The 20,821-nt window shown below is 74.7% G+C and carries 19 protein-coding genes; 11 read left to right on the forward strand and 8 right to left on the reverse strand.

Annotation, left to right across the window (positions count from 1 at the left end):
- Positions 1–33 precede the first annotated feature (33 nt).
- From HZS56_RS29800 to HZS56_RS29810, 3 genes are all read left to right on the forward strand, one after another.
- Positions 34–2,676 (forward strand): helicase-associated domain-containing protein, encoded by a 2,643-nt coding sequence (locus HZS56_RS29800; RefSeq protein ID WP_216723916.1) that lies wholly within the window; start codon positions 34–36, stop codon positions 2,674–2,676.
- 483 nt (positions 2,677–3,159) lie between these two features.
- Positions 3,160–3,327, forward strand: coding sequence for a hypothetical protein (locus tag HZS56_RS29805; RefSeq protein WP_216723917.1), 168 nt, complete (start codon positions 3,160–3,162; stop codon positions 3,325–3,327).
- Positions 3,328–3,411: 84 nt separating this feature from the next.
- Complete coding sequence (locus HZS56_RS29810; protein WP_216723918.1) at positions 3,412–5,058, forward strand: DNA repair helicase XPB; 1,647 nt, start codon at positions 3,412–3,414, stop codon at positions 5,056–5,058.
- 75 nt (positions 5,059–5,133) lie between these two features.
- Here HZS56_RS29810 and HZS56_RS29815 read toward each other — a convergent pair whose 3' ends face one another.
- The gene (locus HZS56_RS29815) at positions 5,134–5,313 is read right to left on the reverse strand and encodes a hypothetical protein (RefSeq protein WP_216723919.1); all 180 of its coding nucleotides are present in this window, start codon (positions 5,311–5,313) and stop codon (positions 5,134–5,136) included.
- A gap of 297 nt (positions 5,314–5,610) precedes the next feature.
- On the opposite strand from HZS56_RS29815, the gene HZS56_RS29820 reads away from it, so the two are divergent.
- Positions 5,611–7,728 carry a HelD family protein gene (locus tag HZS56_RS29820; RefSeq protein WP_216723920.1) on the forward strand — a complete coding sequence of 706 codons (2,118 nt, stop codon included), beginning with the start codon at positions 5,611–5,613 and terminating at the stop codon, positions 7,726–7,728.
- A 155-nt stretch (positions 7,729–7,883) separates the two neighbouring features.
- Here the strand turns inward: HZS56_RS29820 and HZS56_RS29825 are convergent, their stop codons facing one another.
- On the reverse strand, positions 7,884–8,573 hold the full coding sequence (locus HZS56_RS29825) for a copper homeostasis protein CutC (RefSeq protein WP_216723921.1): 690 nt from the start codon (positions 8,571–8,573) through the stop codon (positions 7,884–7,886).
- A 141-nt stretch (positions 8,574–8,714) separates the two neighbouring features.
- Positions 8,715–9,398, reverse strand: a complete 684-nt coding sequence (locus tag HZS56_RS29830; RefSeq protein WP_216723922.1) for a maleylpyruvate isomerase family mycothiol-dependent enzyme — start codon at positions 9,396–9,398, stop codon at positions 8,715–8,717.
- Positions 9,399–9,571: 173 nt separating this feature from the next.
- Here HZS56_RS29830 and HZS56_RS29835 point away from each other — a divergent pair, with 173 nt between their 5' ends.
- Both HZS56_RS29835 and HZS56_RS29840 read left to right on the forward strand, forming a co-directional pair.
- Complete coding sequence (locus HZS56_RS29835) at positions 9,572–10,234, forward strand: HD domain-containing protein (protein WP_216723923.1); 663 nt, start codon at positions 9,572–9,574, stop codon at positions 10,232–10,234.
- A 10-nt stretch (positions 10,235–10,244) separates the two neighbouring features.
- Positions 10,245–11,330 carry a GNAT family N-acetyltransferase gene (locus tag HZS56_RS29840; RefSeq protein WP_253915126.1) on the forward strand — a complete coding sequence of 362 codons (1,086 nt, stop codon included), beginning with the start codon at positions 10,245–10,247 and terminating at the stop codon, positions 11,328–11,330.
- On the opposite strand, the gene HZS56_RS29845 is transcribed toward HZS56_RS29840, so the two are convergent.
- Both HZS56_RS29845 and HZS56_RS29850 read right to left on the reverse strand, forming a co-directional pair.
- The gene (locus HZS56_RS29845; protein WP_216723924.1) at positions 11,312–11,590 is read right to left on the reverse strand and encodes a DUF4031 domain-containing protein; all 279 of its coding nucleotides are present in this window, start codon (positions 11,588–11,590) and stop codon (positions 11,312–11,314) included. The genes HZS56_RS29840 and HZS56_RS29845 overlap by 19 nt on opposite strands.
- Before the next feature lie 46 nt (positions 11,591–11,636).
- Positions 11,637–12,017 carry a DUF8819 family protein gene (locus HZS56_RS29850; protein WP_216723925.1) on the reverse strand — a complete coding sequence of 127 codons (381 nt, stop codon included), beginning with the start codon at positions 12,015–12,017 and terminating at the stop codon, positions 11,637–11,639.
- 78 nt (positions 12,018–12,095) lie between these two features.
- On the opposite strand from HZS56_RS29850, the gene HZS56_RS29855 reads away from it, so the two are divergent.
- From HZS56_RS29855 to HZS56_RS29870, 4 genes are all read left to right on the forward strand, one after another.
- Positions 12,096–13,088 (forward strand): MurR/RpiR family transcriptional regulator, encoded by a 993-nt coding sequence (locus HZS56_RS29855; RefSeq protein ID WP_216723926.1) that lies wholly within the window; start codon positions 12,096–12,098, stop codon positions 13,086–13,088.
- A 134-nt stretch (positions 13,089–13,222) separates the two neighbouring features.
- A complete protein-coding gene (gene murQ, locus HZS56_RS29860; protein WP_216723927.1) occupies positions 13,223–14,158 on the forward strand; it encodes an N-acetylmuramic acid 6-phosphate etherase in 936 nt (311 codons plus the stop codon).
- An 84-nt stretch (positions 14,159–14,242) separates the two neighbouring features.
- On the forward strand, positions 14,243–14,815 hold the full coding sequence (locus tag HZS56_RS29865) for a hypothetical protein (protein ID WP_216723928.1): 573 nt from the start codon (positions 14,243–14,245) through the stop codon (positions 14,813–14,815).
- 182 nt (positions 14,816–14,997) lie between these two features.
- Positions 14,998–15,585 carry a TetR/AcrR family transcriptional regulator gene (locus HZS56_RS29870; RefSeq protein ID WP_216723929.1) on the forward strand — a complete coding sequence of 196 codons (588 nt, stop codon included), beginning with the start codon at positions 14,998–15,000 and terminating at the stop codon, positions 15,583–15,585.
- 43 nt (positions 15,586–15,628) lie between these two features.
- On the opposite strand, the gene HZS56_RS29875 is transcribed toward HZS56_RS29870, so the two are convergent.
- Positions 15,629–16,378: an SDR family NAD(P)-dependent oxidoreductase gene (locus HZS56_RS29875; RefSeq protein WP_216723930.1), complete on the reverse strand. Its 750-nt coding sequence runs from the start codon at positions 16,376–16,378 to the stop codon at positions 15,629–15,631.
- 118 nt (positions 16,379–16,496) lie between these two features.
- On the opposite strand from HZS56_RS29875, the gene HZS56_RS29880 reads away from it, so the two are divergent.
- A complete protein-coding gene (locus HZS56_RS29880; protein ID WP_216723931.1) occupies positions 16,497–17,117 on the forward strand; it encodes a TetR/AcrR family transcriptional regulator in 621 nt (206 codons plus the stop codon).
- A 731-nt stretch (positions 17,118–17,848) separates the two neighbouring features.
- Here the strand turns inward: HZS56_RS29880 and HZS56_RS29885 are convergent.
- Together HZS56_RS29885 and HZS56_RS29890 are read right to left on the reverse strand one after the other, a co-directional pair.
- Complete coding sequence (locus HZS56_RS29885) at positions 17,849–19,405, reverse strand: carboxylesterase/lipase family protein (protein WP_216723932.1); 1,557 nt, start codon at positions 19,403–19,405, stop codon at positions 17,849–17,851.
- Between the two features lie 90 nt (positions 19,406–19,495).
- The gene (locus HZS56_RS29890) at positions 19,496–20,626 is read right to left on the reverse strand and encodes an NADH:flavin oxidoreductase (RefSeq protein WP_216723933.1); all 1,131 of its coding nucleotides are present in this window, start codon (positions 20,624–20,626) and stop codon (positions 19,496–19,498) included.
- Positions 20,627–20,821: the final 195 nt, after the last annotated feature.

Consider the following 20,821-nt stretch of genomic DNA (forward strand, 5'->3'; position numbering starts at 1 on the left):
CCCCACCGCACCCCACCCGCTAACGTGGACCGGATGAGCCCCGAGGAGAAGCCCGCGGCAGCCCCCCGCTCCCTCGCGGAAGCGCTCCGCGTCAGGGACGACGTCTCCCTGGCCGCCCTCCTGCGCAGCCGCCCCGACCTCGTCACGCCCGTCCCCACCGACCTCACCCAGCTCGCCACCCGCGCCGGTACCCGCGCCTCGGTCGTCCGGGCCCTGGAGCGCCTGGACCGTTTCGCCCTGCAGACGGCGGAGGCGCTAGCCGTGGCGGCGGACCCGGCGCCGTACGGCGAACTGCTGCGCCTGATGGCGGGCGACGAGGCGGACCCCGCCGTGACCGCCGCGCTCCCCCGCGCGGTGGCCCTGCTGCGCGAGCAGGCGCTGCTGTGGGGTGACGACGACCGGCTGCGCCTGGTGCGCACCGCCCGCGAGCTGCTCGCGCCGTCGCCGCAGCACCCGTCCCCGACCGGGCTCGGCCCCACCGTGCGGGAGGCGACGGCGGGGATGTCCCCGGGCCGGATCCAGGAGATCCTCACCACTGTCGGCCTGTCCTCGACGCACGACTCCGTCTCCGCCGTGTCCGCACTCGGTGAGCTGTTCACCGACCGGAAGCGGATGGCGGCGCTCCTCGCCGAACTGCCCGGGGAGTCCCGGGAGGTGCTGGACCGGCTGCTGTGGGGCCCGCCGTACGGCCAGGTCACCCACGACCCCGCCGCGCACCTGCGCGCCCTCCTCGACCGCGGCCTGCTGCTGCCGACCGCGCCCGGCACCGTCGTACTGCCGCGCGAGGTCGCCCTGCACCTGCGCGCGGGCCGGGCGCACCGCACGCCGGAGCCGGTGCCGCCGCCGGTGGAGGCCGCGGCCACGCACCGTCCACAGGTGGTGGACGCCACCGCGGCCGGACAGGCCCTGGCGGCGCTGGCGACGGTCGACGAGCTGCTGAAGGAGTGGGACGAGGGCGGCCCGGCGGTCCTGCGGGCCGGCGGCCTGAGCGTGCGGGACCTCAAGCGCACGGCCGTCGCCCTGGACGTGTCCGAGCCGGTCGCGGCGTTCTGGCTCGAACTGGCCTACGCGGCCGGGCTGATCGCCTCCGACGGGGCGGCCGAGGAGCGGTACGCGGCGACCCCGGCGTACGACGAGTGGCGCGAGCTGCCGACGGCCGAGCGCTGGGCGCGGCTCGCGGCGGCGTGGCTGTCGGCCACCCGGACGCCGGGCGTGGTCGGCGGCCGGGACGCGAAGGACCGTACGCTCTCGGCGCTGGGCCCCAACCTGGACCGTTCGGCGGCGCCGGAGGTACGGCACCGGGTGCTGACCCTGCTGGCGGGGCTGCCCGAGGGTGCGTCGCCGGCGGCGGAGTCGGTGCTGGCCCGGCTGCGCTGGGAGCGTCCGCTGCGCGGCCCCCAGCGGGACCAGCGGGCGCAGGCGGAACAGCGAGCCCAGGCGGACCAGCGGGCGCAGGGGGAACAGCGGGCACAGGGCGAGCAGCGGGCGCGGGGCGACGACGACCTGCGGTCCCGGCTCGCCCGGTGGACGCTGTCCGAGGCCGAGCTGCTCGGTGTCACCGGGCGCGGTGCCCTGGCGGCGCCGGGGCGGGCCCTGATCGGGGCGCCCGAGCCGTCCCGCCCCGCGCCGGACCCGGAGCCCGAGGGGCCGGGCGCCAAGCTCCCCGTGCACCACCACGCACCTCCCGTGTCCGCGCCCACCGGGCCCACCGGACCAGCCGAGCGTGCCGCCGCCGGCGCGACCGCCGCCCGGCTGCTCGCGCCGCTGCTGCCGGAACCGCTGGACCACGTGCTGCTCCAAGCCGACCTGACGGCGGTGGCACCGGGGCCGCTGGAGCGCGAGCTGGCCGACCTGCTGGGCGTGCTCGCGGACGTGGAGTCCAAGGGGGGCGCGACCGTCTACCGGTTCACGCCGGGCTCGGTGCGCCGGGCGCTCGACGCCGGGCAGACCGCCGCCGACCTGCACGCCTTCCTCGCCCGGCGCTCCCGTACGCCGGTGCCGCAGCCCCTGACGTACCTGATCGACGACGTGGCCCGGCGGCACGGGCAACTGCGCGTGGGCGCGGCCTCGGCGTACGTGCGCTGCGACGACGACGCCACGCTGGACGAGATCCTCGCCGACAAGCGGGCCGCCGGTCTCGGCCTGCGCCGTCTGGCGCCGACCGTGCTGGCCGCGCAGGCCGACCCGGCGGCGCTCCTGGAGGGGCTGCGGGCGATCGGGTTCGCGCCGGCCGCCGAGTCCGCCGCGGGCGATGTGCTGATCGCCCGCGCGGACTCCCGCCGCACTCCGCCCCGGACGGCGCCCGAACCGGTACCGGACGGACCGCCGGCCCCCGACGACACGCTCCTGACCGCCGCGATCCGCGCCGTCCGCGCGGGCGACCTGGCCTCCACCACCCCGCGCAAGTCCGGCCCGGGAGGCAGCGCCCCGGGCGGCGAGCTGCCCCGCACGGGCGCCGCCGAGACCCTCGCCACCATGCAGGCGGCGGTGCTGACCGGCGAGGCGCTGTGGATCGGCTACGTGAACGCGGAGGGCGCCGCCAGCCAGCGCGTGATCGCCCCGATCCGGGTCGAGGGCGGTTTCGTCACGGCGTACGACCACACGGCGGACGAGGTGCGCACCTATCCGCTGCACCGCGTCACGGGCGTGGCCGGACTGGCCGACGACGCGGGCTGAACGGGGGCGATCCGTCGGCGGTTCTCGTGCGGGGACCCGCCGCCCCGTCTCGCGCGGGGCCCGCCGCCCCGTCTCGCGCGGGGGCCCGGCGCCCGTTCTCGTGCACTTTCGGGTGTACGGCGTGATCCATGCACGCCACGCCGGGTGATTCGCACCTGAGAGGGAGCTTTTTTCATAAACCGCATCGGGCCGTCGGGGCTCGGGCAGCCACCGGTTGTCCTGCACCGAACCGAAAGGAAGAGCCCGATGCGCACTGCAGTTCGCCGCCTCGCCACCGTCCTGGCCTCCACCGCGGCGATGGTCGCCGCGTTCACCGCCGAGGCCGCCGCGGTCGGCATCGACCTCGGCGGGGGCCTCACCCTCTGACCGTCCCCCTCCGCAACCCCTCGGCGGGCCGGGTCCTGGTCCTCGGGCCCGGCCCCGGCCCGCCCCCTGTTCCAACCGTCTCCAACCGTCCTCGCCCTCTTCCTCGAAAGGCCTCCCGTGTCCGACAAGATCCCCGCCGGTCCCGTCCGTTCCGCGGCCCGTTCCGCCGTCGCCGTCTCCGTCGCCGCCCTGATCACCGCGGCGGCCCTGTTCGGCGCGCTCGCCCCCAGGGCCGCGGCGCTGGAGGGGCCGCTCGTCAACAACATCAGCGTCGCTCTGGGGTAGCCCCGCCCGGCGATCAGGCACACTGGACGTTTGGCCGCTCCGTCCCGTCGCTGCCGGCCGTACGCACGCGAAAGGGTGCCGCCCGTGAATGGTCCGCTGATCGTCCAGTCCGACAAGACCCTGCTCCTCGAGGTCGACCACGAGCAGGCCGGCGACTGCCGCCGGGCCATCGCACCCTTCGCCGAACTGGAGCGGGCCCCCGAGCACATCCACACCTACCGGGTGACCCCGCTGGGCCTGTGGAACGCGCGGGCGGCGGGCCACGACGCCGAGCAGGTCGTCGACGCGCTCGTCGAGTACAGCCGCTACCCCGTGCCGCACGCCCTGCTCGTCGACATCGCCGAGACGATGGACCGCTACGGCCGCCTCACCCTCTCCAAGCACCCCGCGCACGGGCTGGTCCTGACGACCACCGACCGGCCGGTCCTGGAGGAGGTGCTGAAGTCGAAGCGGATCGCGCCGCTGGTCGGGGCCCGCATCGACGACGACACGGTGGCCGTGCACCCCTCCGAGCGCGGTCAGATCAAGCAGACGCTGCTGAAGCTCGGCTGGCCCGCCGAGGACCTCGCCGGGTACGTCGACGGCGAGGCGCACCCGATCGAGCTGGCCGAGGACGGCTGGGCGCTGCGCCCGTACCAGAAGCAGGCCGTGGAGAACTTCTGGCACGGCGGCAGCGGTGTCGTCGTCCTCCCCTGCGGCGCGGGCAAGACGCTGGTCGGCGCCGGGGCGATGGCGCAGGCCAGGTCGACGACGCTGATCCTGGTCACCAACACCGTCTCCGCCCGGCAGTGGAAGCACGAGCTGGTGAAGCGGACGAGCCTGACCGAGGACGAGATCGGCGAGTACAGCGGCACCCGCAAGGAGATCCGGCCGGTCACCATCGCCACGTACCAGGTGCTGACGACCCGGCGGAAGGGCGTCTACCCGCACCTGGAGCTGTTCGACTCCCGGGACTGGGGGCTGATCGTCTACGACGAGGTGCACCTGCTGCCCGCGCCGGTCTTCAAGTTCACGGCGGATCTGCAGGCGCGCCGCCGCCTCGGTCTGACCGCGACCCTGGTGCGCGAGGACGGCCGCGAGTCGGACGTGTTCTCCCTCATCGGCCCGAAGCGGTTCGACGCGCCGTGGAAGGAGATCGAGGCGCAGGGCTACATCGCGCCGGCCGACTGCGTGGAGGTCCGGGTCAACCTCACCGACGCCGAGCGGCTCGCGTACGCCACGGCCGAGACGGAGGAGAAGTACCGCTTCTGCGCGACGACCGACACCAAGCGCAAGGTGACGGAGGCGATCGTGCGGCGCTTCGCCGGGCAGCAGGTCCTCGTCATCGGCCAGTACATCGACCAGCTCGACGAGCTGGGCGAGCACCTGGGCGCACCGGTCATCAAGGGCGAGACGTCCAACGCCCAGCGCGAGAAGCTCTTCGAGTCCTTCCGCCGGGGCGAGATCAGCGTGCTCGTCGTGTCGAAGGTCGCCAACTTCTCGATCGACCTGCCGGAGGCGACGGTCGCCGTCCAGGTGTCGGGCACCTTCGGGTCCCGGCAGGAGGAGGCCCAGCGCCTGGGCCGGGTGCTGCGGCCGAAGGCGGACGGCCACCAGGCGCACTTCTACTCGGTCGTCGCCCGGGACACCCTCGACCAGGACTTCGCCGCCCACCGGCAGCGCTTCCTGGCGGAGCAGGGCTACGCCTACCGGATCATGGACGCGGACGAGGTACTGGCGGAGGACGCCTGACCGGCGGGCCGGCCCAGTGACCCTCCGGGGCCCGGCGGGCGGGCCCAACGGCTCTCCGAGGCCCGGCGGGCGGGTCTAGCGGCGGCGGACGCCCGCCTCTTCGCCGTACTCGCCGAGTACGACCACGTCGAGGGCGGCGCCGGCGAACACCCTGACGGCGCGCAGGGCGTCGCCGAGCCGGTGCCGGTGGCGGCCGGCCACCGGTGTGGCACCGGACGCACGGCCTGGGGCTGGGGAGATGGTTGCTGCGCTCATGTGTCCATGGTGCGCCGGTGCCCCCTCCCGCGGCATCGGCCTGCGGGGCGAACCCCGTCCACCCTCGTGTACGCCTCCGGGTGGACCCGTGCCCCTCAGGTCGGAGACACCGACCCCTAGGGGGTCAGCACCGCGGCCATAAAACGGTTGGCCGCCGCCGTCCCCGCTCCCCTAGAATCTCCGCTCTTGCCCGCCTCCCCCAGCGGAGTGCTGCCCTCCGGACGGAAACCGGTCGGCCCACCGCGCGCGCGGACCGCGCCCGCCGTCACCACCCGCAGGTCATCCGGAGGCACCCCCTTGTCCACGCCCGTCCACGACGCTCCCCTCCCCGACGAGCCCCTCTCCGGCGACCCCCTCTCCGGCGACCCCCTCTCCAGAGAACGCGCCCACCTCGCCGCCTCCCGTTCCGCCCTGCGTGCCATGCGCGAGGACGTGGAGTCCCTGGACATCACCGACGTGACCGCGAACTGGGTCAACGCCGCCGTCCTGGAGAGCCAGATCGAGGATCGCATCAAGGCGCTCGCCGACCTCAGCGAGACCCCGCTCTTCTTCGGCCGCCTCGACTACCTGCACGCGCCGGGCGCGGAACAGACCGAGAGCGGGGAGGGCGGACGCCCGAGTGCGCAGGACGCCTATCGGACGCTGCACATCGGGCGGCGCCACGTGCACGACACGGACGGCGACCCGATGGTGATCGACTGGCGGGCACCGGTGTCCCAGCCGTTCTACCGGGCCTCGAAGAAGGACCCGCAGGACATCTCGCTGCGCCGCCGCTTCGGCTACACCGGCGGCGACCTGACGGCGTACGAGGACGAGCACCTGTCCGACCCGGCCGAGGCCGCCGTCACCAGCAAGCTGCTCCAGCAGGAGATCGAACGGCCCCGCGTCGGCCCGATGCGCGACATCGTCGCGACGATCCAGCCCGAGCAGGACGAGATCGTGCGCGCCGGGCTGAGCGGTTCGGTCTGCGTGCAGGGCGGACCCGGCACCGGAAAGACGGCCGTCGGCCTGCACCGGGTGGCCTACCTCCTGTACGCGCACCGCGAGCGCCTGGCCCGCACCGGCACGCTGGTCATCGGCCCGAACCGCTCCTTCCTGCACTACATCGAGCAGGTGCTGCCCGCCCTCGGCGAACTGACCGTCCGCCAGGCGACCGCCGACGAACTGGTGGCCCGCGTCGAGGTGCGCGGCACGGACGAGGCGGCGACCGCGGTGGTCAAGGGCGACGCGCGGATGGCCGAGGTGCTGCGCCGGGCGCTGTACGCGCACGTCACGATGCCCGCCGAGGGGATCGTGGTGGTGCGCGGCTCGCGCCGCTGGCGGGTGCCGGTGTACGAGCTGGAGGAGATCGTCCGCGAGCTGCTCGCCCGCGACATCCGCTACGGCGCCGCGCGCGAGGCCCTGCCGCAGCGCATCGCGCACGCCGTGCTGGTGCAGATGGAGCGGGCGGGCGAGGCGCCGGACGACCGGGTGCAGAACGCGGTGGCGCGCAACGCCGCCGTGAAGGCGGCGGTGAAGACGGTGTGGCCGCAGGTGGACCCGGCCAAGCTGGTCATGCGGCTGCTGTCCGACGCGGACTTCCTGGCCGAGCACGCCGAGGGGGTGCTCGACGCGGACGAGCAGAAGGCGGTGCTGTGGGTGAAACCGGCCCGCTCGGTGAGGTCGGCCCGGTGGTCGCCCGCGGACGCCGTGCTGATCGACGAGGCCACCGACCTGGTCGAGCGCACCCACTCGCTCGGGCACGTGGTCCTCGACGAGGCGCAGGACCTCTCGCCGATGCAGTACCGCGCGGTGGGCCGGCGCTGCACGACCGGTTCGGTGACCGTCCTCGGCGACCTGGCGCAGGGCACGACGCCGTGGGCGACGCGGAGCTGGGAGGAGGCACTGGGGCACCTGGGCAAGGGCGAGGCCGTCGTGGAGGAGCTGACGGCCGGCTTCCGCGTGCCGACGGACGTGATCGCGTACGCCTCCCGGCTGCTGCCGCACATCGCGCCGGGGCTGACGCCGGTGGCGTCGATCCGGGAGAACCCCGGCTTCTTCGAGATCCGCGCGGCGGACGCCGGTACGGACGGGATCCTGGCGGCCTGCCGCGAACTGCTGGAGCGGGACGGCTCGGTCGGCCTGATCGCCGCCGACGCGCGGGTGCCGGAGCTGGCGGCGGCGCTGGAGGCGGCCGGGATCGGCCACGTCGGCCCCGGCGAGGAGACCACCCGTGCCACCCGGCTGACCCTGGTCCCGGCGTCGCTGGCCAAGGGCCTGGAGTACGACTACGTGGTCCTGGACGAGCCGCGCGCCGTGGTCGACGCCGAGCCGGACGAACGCACGGGTCTGCGCCGCCTGTACGTGGCGCTGACCCGCGCGGTGTCGGGCCTCGTGGTGACCCACGCGACGGAGCTGCCGCCGCAGTTGGGCTGAGGCCGCCGCCCCTGCGGCCGGTCGTGCCGCTTGCCGTCGGCGTCAGTGCCCGCCCGGGAAGGCCCGAGGAGTCCGAAGAGTCAGAAGAGTCCGAGGAGTCCGAAGACTGCCGGGGACCGGGGGAGGCACGACCGCACGCGGAGGCGGCCGGGGGGCTACTCCCCCAGCATCCGCCGCCACTCCCCCACCGCGTCCGCCGAGACCGGCCCGTCCCATCCCGCGGGCCGTGCCGCGCCGCCGATGTGGAAGCCGTCGATGCCCGCCTCCCGCAGTCCCGGCACGTGATCCAGCCGCAGGCCGCCGCCGACCAGCAGCTGCTGCCCGTACCCCTGCTCGCCCCGCCGCCGCGCCTCCGCGAGCAGCACGCTCATGCCCTCGTCCACACCCTGGGCCGACCCGGCCGTCAGGTAGGTGTCCAGCCCCGGGAAGTCCGCGAGCTGCTTGCGCAGCGCGTCCCGGTTCGCGGCGCGGTCGATCGCGCGGTGGAACGTCCACCGGCATCCGTCCAGCGCCCCGGCGACCCGCTCCACCGCATCGAGGTCCACCTCCCCGCCCGGTTCGAGGAAGCCGAGCACGAACTCCGTCGCCCCGGCCTCGCGCAGCCGCCCGGCGGCCCGGGTGAGGCGTTCGACGTCTCCGGCGGCGAACCCGTCGGCGAGGCGCAGCATCACCCGCAGGTCGATGTCGACGGCGCCGCGGATCGCGGCGACGGTGGCGGCCGACGGGGTGAGTCCGTCGGCCGCCATGTCGGAGACCAGTTCGAGGCGGTCCGCGCCTCCCGCCTGGGCGGCGACCGCGTCCTCGACGTCGAGGGCGATCACCTCCAGGACTGCACGCTTGCTCATGGGGCCCCATTCGTCGGCTTTCGGCGGGCTTCGGCGGCGGGCATGCGTCGCCGCTACAGGTCTAGTCCAATCTAAGACTACGCGCGGGCCGCCGTACCCCGGGGGCGCCCCTTCGCCCGCCCGGCGCCGGTCAGCCGCCGGTCAGCCGCCGAAGAGGTTCAGCTCGGCCGCGTCCACCCCGGCCAGCTCGTACCCGTCCGCGCCGCCCGCGGCCCGGCCCGCGTACAGCCGTACGAGGGTGACGGAGTCGCCGATGAAGCGGCCCGGCGGCCGTTCCCCGCTGGCCGCGCCCAGTTTCAGGGGCTCGTCGACGTCGTCGAGGTCGGCGTGGAGCGGCGCGTGCCCGCGCTCACGGGTGAGCGTGCCGAGCAGCGCGAGCACCTCCGGCAGCGCGCGCCCGGCGTACGCTCCCGGCTCGCCGAGGGCCACCCGTACGTCACCGGCGTGCACCCACTCGCCGAGCGCCAGCCCGTCCAGCGCGCCGCCCGCGCGGGCGATCACCGCGCCGGCGTCGGTCATTCCGCGCTCCAGTTCGTCGACGACGCGGGCGTGGGGCCAGTCGGCGCGTTCGGCGATGTCGCGGTCGTTGGACTCGGGGGAGAACACGCCGTCGCCGAGGCGGTTCTCGACGGCGCGGGTCAGCGCGGCAGAGCTGTGCGCCAGTACGTCGCGCACGGTCCAGCCCGGACACGCGGCCACCGGCAGCGCGAAGTCGGCGTCGGGGCGGGCCCGGAGCAGCGGGACCAGTTCGTCCCGCTCGATGGCGAGCAGCCGCCCGGGCAGCTCGGGGTCGCGTACGGCGTGCACGTCTGCAGGAGTCGTCATGGACCCCACGTTAGGGGCGGCACCGGACACCGGGCCGCGGCCGGGCGGCGCAGCAGGTCGTCCGGCCCGGCGGCGTCCCCCATGAGCCCCGGCGGCGTCCCGCACGAGCACCCCTCATGAGGATCCCGCATGAGGGAGAGGGGGCCCGGAAGGCTGTCTGGAACAATGCGCGCATGGCCGATCTCGACGCCCTGCGCTCCCGCTTCGCCCGCGCCCTGGCAGGAGCGGCCGCACCCGGTGCCGGCGCCGATCCCGCGCCGTACGCCGACAACCTGCTCGCCCGCTGGCAGGAGCCCCAGCGGCGGTACCACACCCTCGCGCACCTCACCGCGGTCCTGGACCACGTCGACGTGCTGGAGGAGTACTCCGACGACCCCGACGCGGTCCGGCTGGCCGCCTGGTTCCACGACGCGGTCTACCTGCCCGAGCGCTCCGAGAACGAGGAGCGCTCGGCCCGGCTCGCCGAGCGCGCCCTGCCCGAGGCCGGGGTTCCGGCGGACCGGACCGCCGAGGTGGCGCGGCTGGTCCGGCTCACCGTCACGCACGCCCCCGCCGACGGCGACCGCGACGGGCAGGTGCTGTGCGACGCCGACCTGGCGGTCCTGGCCGCACCGCCCTCGGCGTACGCGGCGTACACCGCGGCCGTCCGCGAGGAGTACCACTTCGTGCCGGGCGCGGCCTTCCGCGAGGGCCGCGCCGCGATCCTGCGCCAACTCCTCGGCCTGCCCCGCCTCTTCCACACTCCGCACGGCCGGCGCGAGTGGGAGGCGACCGCCCGCCACAACCTCACCGGCGAGCTGGAAATGCTGTCGCTCCCCGACATCCCCGGCGTCTAATCTGCCCGGCATGCGAAGCATGGGCGGGGAACAGGTGGAGGAGGCCGTCGCGGGCGCCGTCGCGCTGCTGCGGACGGCCGTGGACCGGGACTGGGAAGGGGCGCGGGCCGGGCGGCTGGAGTGGAGCTGCCGGTACACGGCGGAGCACGTCGCGGGCGATCTCATCGCCTACGCGGGACAGTTGGCCGGACGCGCCACCACGGCGTACGTACCCTTCGAGATCACCCTCGACGACGGCACGGGCAACGAGGACGTACTGCACGTCGTCGAGACCACCGGCGCCCTGCTCGCCGCCGCCGTCCGCACCACGCCCCGCGAGGTCCGGGCCTTCCACCCGTACCCCTTCCGCAGCGCGAACCGCGAGGGCTTCGCCGCCATGGGGGTCGCCGAGGTGCTCCTGCACACGCACGACATCGCGGAGGGCCTCGGACTGTCCTACGAGCCGCCCGCCGGGCTGTGCGCGGACGTGCTCACCCGGCTCTTCCCGCACGTGCGGCCCGGCGAGGACCCCTGGCGCACGCTGCTGTGGGCCACCGGCCGCGGCGAGTTGCCCGGACGCGCCCCCGTCACCGAGTGGCGCTGGCGCAACAACCTGGTGATACCGGCCGGACGGCTCACCCTCCAGGGCGTCACCCCCGCCGCCGCCACCGACCTCGCGGCGGGCGGCGACGGCGGTTTCGCCTGGGTCCAGGGCGGCCCCTACCAGGGCACCCGCGACGCCGCCGGGATGGCGCTCAAGGCGTACGAGGCGGGGACGCACCGGCCGGAGTGGGGCGTCTTCGTGCTCGTCCGGCGCGAGGACGGGCGCGCGGTCGGCGGCATCGGGTTCCACGGGGCGCCGGACGACGACGGCCGGGTCGAGATCGGCTACGACCTGGCCGAGACCGCCCGGGGCAACGGCTACGCCACCGAGGGCCTGCGCGCGCTGTCCGCGTGGGCGCTGGACCGGGAGGAGGTGACGTCCGTGTTCGCGACGACCGAGCCGGACAACGCCGCGTCGCGGGGCGTGCTCACCCGCGCCGGTTTCGGCAAGGTCGCGGGCGCGGCGGAGGACGGTGCGGGCGCCGGGCAGTACGCCTACGAACTGCGCCGCTGACCGGCACCCTTGCGCCTGCGCAGTCCCGCGCCGTGCAGCAGCCGCACCACCTCGCGGCTGCTGACCTCCAGCGCACCGGCCGACACGGCGTCGGCGTACCGGTGGGCGGGCAGGTCGTAGTGGTCGCGTTCGAAGGCGCGGCGGGGCACGCCGAGCGTCGCGGCGAACGCGTGCAGCTCGGCGTAGGAGACGTCGCTGACCAGGTGCGACCACAGGCGTCCGTGCCCCGGCCAGGCCGGCGGGTCGATGTAGACGGTCACCGGCGGGCCCTCACGAAGCGGTGGGCCCTCACGAGCCGATGGTCCTTCACGACGCGGTGCCGCCGATGGCCGCGCCCAGCGAGCCGACCGCCGCGACGTCGACGCCGGCCTTGTGGCACACCCAGTGCGGGTCGGGGCCGAGTTCGGGCTCGACCTCCAGCGCGTGCGGGTCGCCCGAGCCGCACACCGGGCACAGCGGCCAGCGGCCGTACCGCTCCAGCAGGGCGTCCTGCACGTCCTGCGCGACCAGCCCGGCCACGAACGGCGCCCCCTCGGGCCACTGCTCGACCCACCAGCGCCGCTGTACGACGGACTCCTCGACCAGCGACACCACGTCCGGCTCGGCGACCTGGCCCGCCACCAGGTCGGCGAGCACGAGCGCGCGTGCGGCGTGCAGCGTCTGCTCCAAGGGGCTGATGGGGTCCATGCATCCATTGTGCGCACTCCCGGGTACTCCCGGACCGCACTCTTGACCCATGAACCGGGGCGAAAATATCTTTCATGAGTGACCGATGAAGTGAAGGAAACTTTCTCCCGCGCCGCCGGGGGCCGCACCGCCTCCGGGGACCACACCGCCTCCGTCGGCCGCCGCGCCACCGGCGGCGGCAGCGCGCCGCCCGCGCCCGCCGCCCTCGCGGCCAAGGTCCGCACGCTGGCGCCGTCGATGACCCGCTCCATGCAGCGGGTCGCCGAGGCCGTCGCGGGCGACCCGGCCGGCTGCGCGGCCCTCACGGTCACCGGCCTGGCCGAGCTGACCGGCACCAGCGAGGCGACCGTCGTACGCACCGCCCGGCTGCTCGGCTACCCCGGCTACCGCGACCTGCGCCTGGCGCTGGCCGGTCTCGCCGCCCAGCAGCAGTCGGGGCGGGCGCCCGCCATCACGACGGACATCGCGGTCGACGACCCGATCGCGGACGTGGTCGCCAAGCTGGCCTACGACGAGCAGCAGACCCTCGCCGACACCGCCGCCGGGCTCGACACCGTCCAGCTCGGTGCGGCCGTCGCCGCACTCGCGGCCGCCCGCCGCACCGACGTGTACGGCATCGGCGCCTCCGGCCTCGTCGCCCAGGACCTCACCCAGAAACTGCTGCGCATAGGGCTCATAGCCCACGCGCACAGCGACCCGCACCTCGCCGTTACCAACGCGGTGCAGCTGCGGTCCGGGGACGTCGCCCTCGCGATCACGCACTCCGGCTCGACGGGCGACGTCATCGAACCGCTGCGGGCGGCCTTCGAGCGCGGCGCGACGACCATCGCCGTCACCGGCCGCCCCGACGGCCCCGTCACGCAGTACGCCGACCACGTGCTGACCACGTCCACGTCACGGGAGAGCGAGCTGAGGCCGGCGGCGATGTCGTCCCGGACCAGTCAACTGCTGGTGGTGGACTGCCTGTTCGTGGGAGTGGCACAGCGGACGTACGATGCGGCGGCACCGGCGCTGGCCGCCTCCTACGAGGCGCTGGCCCACCGGCACGGGGCGCACCGCGGCAGGCCGTAGCACCGCCGTTCCACCCAGCACGAGCACGGGCCGACCCGTACCGACCAACCCAGTACCGACCAACCCAGTACCGACCAACCCAGTACCGGTCAGACACCGGGCACCGTCCAGAGACCGGAGAGAGCCGCACCCTCATGACCGCCACCCCCCGTCACCCCGACCTCCGCTCCCATCTGGAGACCCTCACCACCGAGGCGTTCCGGCCCGAGCTGGCCGAGATCGACCGGTTGCCGACGCTCGAGCTCGCCCGGCTGATGAACGGCGAGGACACCACCGTGCCCGGCGCCGTCGCCCAGCGGCTGCCCGAGATCGCCGCCGCCGTCGACGCCGTGGCCGCCCGGATGGCGCGCGGCGGGCGGCTGGTCTACGCGGGCGCCGGCACGGCCGGCCGGCTCGGGGTGCTGGACGCCTCTGAGTGCCCGCCGACCTTCAACACCGCGCCCGGGCAGGTCACCGGCCTGATCGCGGGCGGCCCGGACGCCATGGTCACCTCCGTCGAGGGTGCCGAGGACTCGGCGGAGCTGGCCCGCACCGACCTGGACGCCCTCGGCCTGACCGCCGACGACGCGGTGGTCGGCGTCTCCGCGTCCGGGCGCACCCCGTACGCCGTCGGCGCCGTCGAGCACGCCCGGGCGCTCGGTGCCCTCACCGTCGGCCTCGCCTGCAACCCGGACAGTGCCCTGGCGGCGGCGGCCGAGCACGGCATCGAGGTCGTCACCGGACCCGAGCTGATCACCGGCTCCACGCGGCTGAAGGCCGGCACAGCGCAGAAGCTGGTCCTGAACATGCTGTCGACGATCACGATGGTCCGGCTCGGCAAGACGTACGGGAACCTGATGGTGGACGTCCGCGCCTCCAACGAGAAGCTGCGCGCCCGCTCACGCCGTATCGTCGCGCTCGCCACCGGCGCCGCGGACGCCGACGTCGAGCATGCGCTGGCCGCGACGGACGGCGAGGTCAAGCACGCGATCCTGGTCCTGCTGGCCGACGTGGACGGCCCGTCGGCCGCCCGGCTCCTGGAGGAGTCCGGCGGCCACCTGCGGGCGGCGCTGCTGGCGGCGCGCGGCTGACGTCCGGGCCTCGTCCGGTCCACCGGGCGCGCGGGGTGGGTGGACCGGGCGGGGCCGCCGTCGCCGTGTGCGATTCTGAGGGACATGAACCACGCCCAGCTGACCGCCCTGGGCCGCGCCCTGCGCCTCATCGGTGAGCACGGCGAGGCCCTGACCACCGACACGCCGGACGCCCAGCTGCACGAGGTCCGCGCGGACCTGAAGCGCGCGCTGGACCTGCTGGAGGACGGCGTCACGACGGCGGCGCCCAGCACCCGCTGCCCGGAGCACCCGACGGGGCCGGTCGACGAGGCCGCCCCCGACCTGTGCCTGCTCTGCGAGACCCGCCGCCGCACCGCCCGCCGCGCCGAGTACAACGGCGGCCCGGCCCCGGCCCGCCCCACCGAACCGGTCCAGTCCCGGTACGGAGTGCGGGGCGACCGTCCGCAGCCCCAGCAGCGCTGGCTGCCCGAACTGTGGAACGGCCAGGCGTGGCAGCTGTGCGGCACCCCGCGCCGCGACCGCCGCGAGGCCGAGCTGTACATCGCGGCCCAGCTGCGCGGCCCGCGCGCGGCGATGGCGTACCGGCTGGTCCACGAGTTCACGGACTACGAGGTGCTGCGGGTGTGGGGGACGCCGGTACGGGTGGACATCGAGCCCCTGGGCGGCGGGCTGTGAACCGGACACCGAGCTCGAATCCACTCCACCCGTAGTACTCTGCCTGCCGTCGTCCGGGCCGGAGCAGTCTCCGGGCCGCAGCAGTCCGGGCGGAACAGTCCCCGGGCCCGGGCCGGATGACGGCGGGTGGCAGGTGCCGGGGGGCGGGTGGCGAGTGGCGAGTGTGCGACGGGAGCCGGGACATGGTGAGACGGAACGACCGGCGCCGCGCCGCCCTCGTCGACGGCGCGATCGAGGTGCTGGCCGCGGAGGGCGCCCGGGGGCTGACCTTCCGGGCGGTGGACGCGGCGGCCGCCGTCCCGGCCGGTACCGCGTCCAACTACTTCGCGAACCGCGACGACCTCCTCACCCAGGCGGGCGTCCGGGTCTACGAGCGCCTGCACCCCGACGAGGCCACCGTCGCCCGTCAGCGCGCGGCGGGCCGCGACCGGGAGACCTACGTCCTGCTGATGCGCGAACTCGTCGACCGGATCGCCTCGTTCCGCACCGGCTACCTCGCGCTGCTCGAACTCCGCCTGGAAGCCACCCGCCGCCCCGGGCTGCGCGCGGTGCTGACCGAACGCGTCCGCGCCGACCTCGCCGCGAACGTCTCCTACCACGAGGCGTCCGGCCTCCCCGGCGACGCCACGGCCGTCAAACTGCTGTACCTCGCCCTGAACTGGCTGATCGTCGAACAGCTCACCCTGCCGGACGTCCTCACCCCGGCCGAGCGCGACGAACTGGTCGCGGCGGCGGTCGAACGCGTCGTGGCGCCGGACGGGGAGGTCTAGAGAGACAGGGCGCCGACGGGCCCGGGGGCCCGGCCGGGGCGGCTCAGATCTGGTTCTCGCCGCCGTCGACGTACCAGTTGGCGCCGTAGACGAAGCTGCTCTGCCCCGAGGCGAGGAAGGACACCACCGCGGCGATCTCCTCGGGGCGCCCCATTCGCCCGATGGCCGTGTCCGAGGCGAGCTTCTCGCGGACACCGGGCGCGTTCTCCGCGCCGAAGAGGTTGGTGATCCCCGGGGTGTCGACCGGACCGGGGGAGACGGCGTTGACGCGGACTCCGCGGTCCTTGAGTTCGTTGGCCCAGCCCCGTGCGAAGGTCCGGACGGCGGCCTTGGAGGCGGCGTACAGGCTGAACGCCTCGGCGCCGTTGCCGGCGGCGGTGGAGGCGTTGAGGATCACCGAGGCGCCCTCGTTGAGCAGCGGGAGCGCCTTCTGCACGGTGAGCAGCGGCCCCCACACGTTGACGCCGAAGATCTGGTCGAAGTGCTCCCGGGTGATGCCCTCCAGCGGCACCAGTGCGGCCGCCGCGGCGTTGGCGAAGATCACGTCGAGGCCCCGGCCGCGGGCGCGGACCGCCTCGTAGAGCCGGTCCAGATCGGCCGGGTCGGTGGTGTCGCCGGCCACCGCCGTGGCATGCGCCGCGCCGATGGTCTCCACGGCCGCGTCCAGCTCGGCCTTGCGCCGGCCGGTGATGAACACGTGCGCGCCGTCGGCCGCCAGCCGGACCGCGCCGGCCAGGCCGATCCCGGTGCCGCCGCCGGTGACGACGGCGGTCTTTCCTTCGAGCTGTCCCATGCGTCTGTCCTCCACAACATCTGCCGCGACATGCGCCACGACACTTCGGTACCGCTCGGTACTGAATCCGACCGTAACACATCTGCACCGATCGGTACGGAAGAAGTAGACTGGGGTCATGGAGACGCGACGGACGGGGCCACAGAAGGGGCAGACGGGCAGGCCCAGGGGCTTCGACGCCGACGAGGCCCTGGAAAAGGCCATGCTGGTCTTCTGGGAGCAGGGTTACGAGGGCGCCAGCCTCACCGACCTGACCGGCGCCATGGGCATCACCCGCACCAGCATGTACGCGGCCTTCGGCAACAAGGAGGAGCTGTTCCGCAAGGCGCTGAGCCGCTACGAGGAGGGGCCCGCCGCCTACGTGGCCCGCGCCCTGCACAAGCCGACCGCCCGTGAGGTGGCCGCGGCGTTCCTGAGCGGCGCCGTCCACACCAGCACGCGCCCCGGCTGCCCCGCCGGCTGCCTGGGGGTGCAGGGCTCCCTCGCCGCGGGCGAGACGGGGCGCGTCGCCCGCGATCTGCTCGCCGACTGGCGCAACGAGGGCGTCTCACGCCTGACCGACCGGTTCCGGCAGGCCGTCGACGACGGGGACCTGCCCGCGGAGACCGACCCCGCCGTCCTCGCCCGCTACCTCATGACCGTAGCCAACGGCATCGCCGTACAGGCCACCGCCGGCGCCGACCGGGACGACCTCCAGCGAGTCGCCGACATCGCCCTGCGCGGCTGGCCACCCGTGTGACGGCGCACCGGGCTCCGGGTCCGGGTCCGGCATCGACCGGCGTAAAGACAGCCTCAGCCACAAGTGACCGTGGGGCCACTCGCTTCCTTGCCATGGTCGTGCTTCCACGACCCGCGTCAAGGGCGCTCCCTGCGGTCGCGTCGCCTCCGGCGATCGGCCTCCGGGCGCCCCTTGACCCGGCTCGCTCCAGCACGAGGGAGAAGCGAGCGAGCGGCCCGAAGAAACGGGGCCGAGGCACGCCGGTCCCTTCGGCCAGCCGATCAGTCCCCGGCACGAGGGGCGCATCAGCGCCTCGCATGGACGCCGGGCCATCCCAGCGGCCAACGGCCGCACAGTGGCAAAGCACCAACCGTCCCAGGCCGCAGACCAGGGAGATGAGGGGCGATTGGACACTTTGTCCCGCGCCCCATGCCTCCGGCCTGGGCTTTCACCTGATTCGACTGGGACAAACTGTCCAATCATGTCCCCACCCCCGACCACCCACCGGCCGTCAGCCGCCAAGCCCTCCCGGCGTGCCGGAGAGGCGCCGACGCGCCCCCGTACCGGGGACTGATCGGCCGGCCCAGGGGCCCGCCCACCCGGGCCCCGTTTCCCTCCGGCCGCCCGCACGCTTCTCACCCTCGCGGAAGCACGACACTGGCCAAGAAGCGGGCGGCCCCACGGTCACGCAGAAGCCGGCGACGCCTGTGACGCCGCCAAGGCCCGCCAGGACCCGGGCTTCAGGGAAGGGGCTACGCTTCCGGGCCCGGGGCCAGCAGGGGCAGCGGCGCGAAGTCGTACCCCTCCCACAGCCGTCGGGACGTCTCCTGCGGGTACGGCGCGACGGTCGACTCGGTGTCCAGGACCTGGACCAGCCGCCGCACCGTGTCGTACGCGGGCCAGCCCGGGTCACCGGTGCGGGCGAACGCCGTCCACGAGGAACGGAAGCGGGACGACAGGGCCAGCGCCTCCGCCGACGGCTCCGCACCCTCGAACTGGAGCAGCGCCAGGCCCTCCCGGAAGGTGCCGAAGAGCAGCGGCACGTCCAGGGCGTGACAGGCTCCGAGGGCACCGCCCTGCGCCGGGGCGGGCCAGGTGAGTTCGTAGACGTGGGCCCGGCCGCCGCCCGCGAGGTGGGCCTCGGCCAGGTGCAGGGACGGCATCGCGAACAGCCAGTCGGTCTGCACGCGTTCGTAGAGGTCGTTGGCCGACGCCTCCGGGAACGCGGCACGGTAGGCCGCCTCGCCGCCCGGCGCGTACAGGCGCAGGGCGGCGCTCGCCCGCTCCTCGCCGATCTCGCCGAGCTTGCCCGCCAGCGCGGTGAACAGGCGGGTCTCGTCCCGGTTGTGGCCGACGACCAGGTCGACGCCGCGGGCGGCACCGGCACGGAGCGCCCGCCAGGGCGTGACCGGCAGGAACTCGCCGTCGACGACCGGCGCGTACGGGGTGAGGGTGGGCGCCGCCCGGCCCCAGCGGTCGATGCGGCCGGGCATCTTCGGGCCCAGCGTCTGTCCCGCCTTCAGCAGCTGCCCGGGGTCCACGGCCGCCAGGTCGTCGACGGTGGGGCGCAGTCCCAGCTCGGCGGCGAGGGCTGCGCCGAGGTCCCGGGCGAGGTCGGCGGAGAAGAACGTGCCCGGCACGCTCTGGGCGACGGCCCGCCCGAAGAGGCCCTGTGCGCGGGGCATCGCCAGCAGCGCGGCCACGGAACCGGCGCCCGCCGACTCGCCGAAGACGGTGACCCGGCCGGGATCACCGCCGAACGCGGCGATGTTGTCCTGCACCCAGACCAGCGCGGCCACCTGGTCGAGCAGGCCCCGGTTGGCGGGGGCGCCCTCGATGTGCGCGAAACCCTCCATGCCGAGGCGGTAGTTGAGGGTGACGACGACGAGGTCGCCGTCGGCGGCGATGCGGCGGGCGTCGTAGGCGGGGCTGCCGGAGTGACCCAGTTTGTAGGAGCCGCCGTGGATCCAGACCATGACCGGACGGTGGGCGGCCGGGTCGGGGGCGGGGGTCCACACGTTGACCGTCAGCCAGTCGTCGCCCTCGGGGACGTCCGGCGGGCCGACGGTGCCCGCGACGCCGAGGTCCTGCGGGGGCGGCGGACCGAAGGCACAGGCGTCGCGCACGCCGTCCCAGGGACGGACCCGGCGCGGGGCGCCGAACCGGGCGTCCCCGACCGGGGGCTGTGCGAAGGGGATGCCGCGGAAGACGGCCAGCCCGTCCTCGGTCCGGCCGCGCACCGCACCGGAGACGGTGCGCACCACGGGGTCCATGGGGTCCACGGGTCCCACGGGTTCAGGGATCTTCATCCCAGGACCCTACGCGCGGTGCGCACCGTCTCCCGCTCCGGGGGCCGGTCGGCCCGCGGTATCCGACCGGGTACGTCCGCCCCTGGGGCCTCAGCTCAGGGTCTTCAGCGACGCCGCGTCGTACGGGGCGAGTGCGTCGAAGCGGCCGGTGAGGACCTTCTCGGCCCACTGCGGGTCCTGGAGCAGGGCGCGGCCGACGGCGACGAGGTCGAACTCGTCGCGCTCCAGGCGGTCGAGGAGGTTGTCGAGGCTGCTGACCTGGGCGCCCTCTCCCTGGAAGGCCTTGTTGAAGTCGCCGTCGAGGCCGACCGAGCCGACGGTGATGGTGGGCCTGCCGGTGAGCTTCTTGGTCCAGCCCGCGAGGTTGAGGTCGGAGTCGTCGAACTCGGGGAGCCAGTAGCGGCGGGTGGAGGCGTGGAAGGCGTCGACACCGGCCGAGGCGAGCGGGGCGAGTACGGCCTCCAGCTCCTCGGGGGTCTCGGCGAGGCGGGCGTCGTAGGCCTCCTGCTTCCACTGGGAGTAGCGGAAGATCACCGGGAAGCCGGGCGAGACCGTCTCCCGTACGGCGGCCACGATCTCCGCGGCGAACCGGGTGCGGGAGACGGGGTCGCCGCCGTAGGCGTCGGTGCGGCGGTTGGTGCCGGACCACAGGAACTGGTCGACGAGGTAGCCGTGGGCGCCGTGGATCTCCACGCCGTCGAAGCCGATGCGCTCGGCGGCCGCCGCGGACTCGGCGAAGGCGCCGATGACGTCGTCCAGGTCCCGCTGGGTCATCGCCCGGCCGGTGGCCTCGTCCTCGCCGATGCGCAGGCCGGACGGGCCGACGGCGGGCGCGTCGACGAAGGGCGGTTCCCCGGCCTTGCGCACCATGCCGATGTGCCAGAGCTGCGGCACGATCGTGCCGCCGCCCGCGTGCACCGCCTCGGCGACCTTCGCCCACCCGGCGAGCTGCTCCTCGCCGTGGAACCGCGGCACGCGGTCGCTCTGCCCGGCGGAGTCGTGGCCTACGTAGGTGCCCTCGGTGACGATGAGACCGACGCCTGCGGCGGCGCGGCGGCCGTAGTACGAGACCACGTCCTCACCGGGGACACCGCCCGGGGAGAACATCCGGGTCATCGGCGCCATCGCGATGCGGTTCGGCACGGTGAGGCCGTTGAGGGTGGCGGGACGGGCCAGCAGCCGGGCGGCTCGCGAGGCGGCCTCGACGGGGGTGGCGGTCACGTGGGGACTCCTTCGGTGGTGGGGACCGGTTGAACCGACCGAACCGGTCGAGCCGGTTGAACCGACCGAGCCGGTTGAATGAACCGATCGAGCCGGTTGGGCCGGTTGAACCCGGTTGGACCGTTAAATGCGCCGCGCATGCAGTATGTGCGTATGCATTTATCGCACTCCCGGGAGAACCCCACGTTCCCGCAC

Origin of the sequence: Streptomyces mayonensis, from assembly GCF_018982965.1 — a bacterium.
In the GTDB taxonomy this organism is placed as follows: Bacteria; Actinomycetota; Actinomycetes; order Streptomycetales; family Streptomycetaceae; genus Streptomyces; species Streptomyces mayonensis.

Excerpts from the sequence above, each read along its gene's own strand:
- HZS56_RS29800 (WP_216723916.1), top strand. The coding sequence starts at position 34 with ATGAGCCCCGAGGAGAAGCCCGCGGCAGCCCCCCGCTCCCTCGCGGAA.
- HZS56_RS29815 (WP_216723919.1), bottom strand. The coding sequence starts at position 5,313 with ATGAGCGCAGCAACCATCTCCCCAGCCCCAGGCCGTGCGTCCGGTGCC.
- HZS56_RS29825 (WP_216723921.1), bottom strand. The coding sequence starts at position 8,573 with ATGAGCAAGCGTGCAGTCCTGGAGGTGATCGCCCTCGACGTCGAGGAC.
- HZS56_RS29830 (WP_216723922.1), bottom strand. The coding sequence starts at position 9,398 with ATGACGACTCCTGCAGACGTGCACGCCGTACGCGACCCCGAGCTGCCC.
- HZS56_RS29835 (WP_216723923.1), top strand. The coding sequence starts at position 9,572 with ATGGCCGATCTCGACGCCCTGCGCTCCCGCTTCGCCCGCGCCCTGGCA.
- HZS56_RS29840 (WP_253915126.1), top strand. The coding sequence starts at position 10,245 with ATGCGAAGCATGGGCGGGGAACAGGTGGAGGAGGCCGTCGCGGGCGCC.
- HZS56_RS29850 (WP_216723925.1), bottom strand. The coding sequence starts at position 12,017 with ATGGACCCCATCAGCCCCTTGGAGCAGACGCTGCACGCCGCACGCGCG.
- murQ (WP_216723927.1), top strand. The coding sequence starts at position 13,223 with ATGACCGCCACCCCCCGTCACCCCGACCTCCGCTCCCATCTGGAGACC.
- HZS56_RS29865 (WP_216723928.1), top strand. The coding sequence starts at position 14,243 with ATGAACCACGCCCAGCTGACCGCCCTGGGCCGCGCCCTGCGCCTCATC.
- HZS56_RS29870 (WP_216723929.1), top strand. The coding sequence starts at position 14,998 with ATGGTGAGACGGAACGACCGGCGCCGCGCCGCCCTCGTCGACGGCGCG.
- HZS56_RS29875 (WP_216723930.1), bottom strand. The coding sequence starts at position 16,378 with ATGGGACAGCTCGAAGGAAAGACCGCCGTCGTCACCGGCGGCGGCACC.
- HZS56_RS29880 (WP_216723931.1), top strand. The coding sequence starts at position 16,497 with ATGGAGACGCGACGGACGGGGCCACAGAAGGGGCAGACGGGCAGGCCC.
- HZS56_RS29885 (WP_216723932.1), bottom strand. The coding sequence starts at position 19,405 with ATGAAGATCCCTGAACCCGTGGGACCCGTGGACCCCATGGACCCCGTG.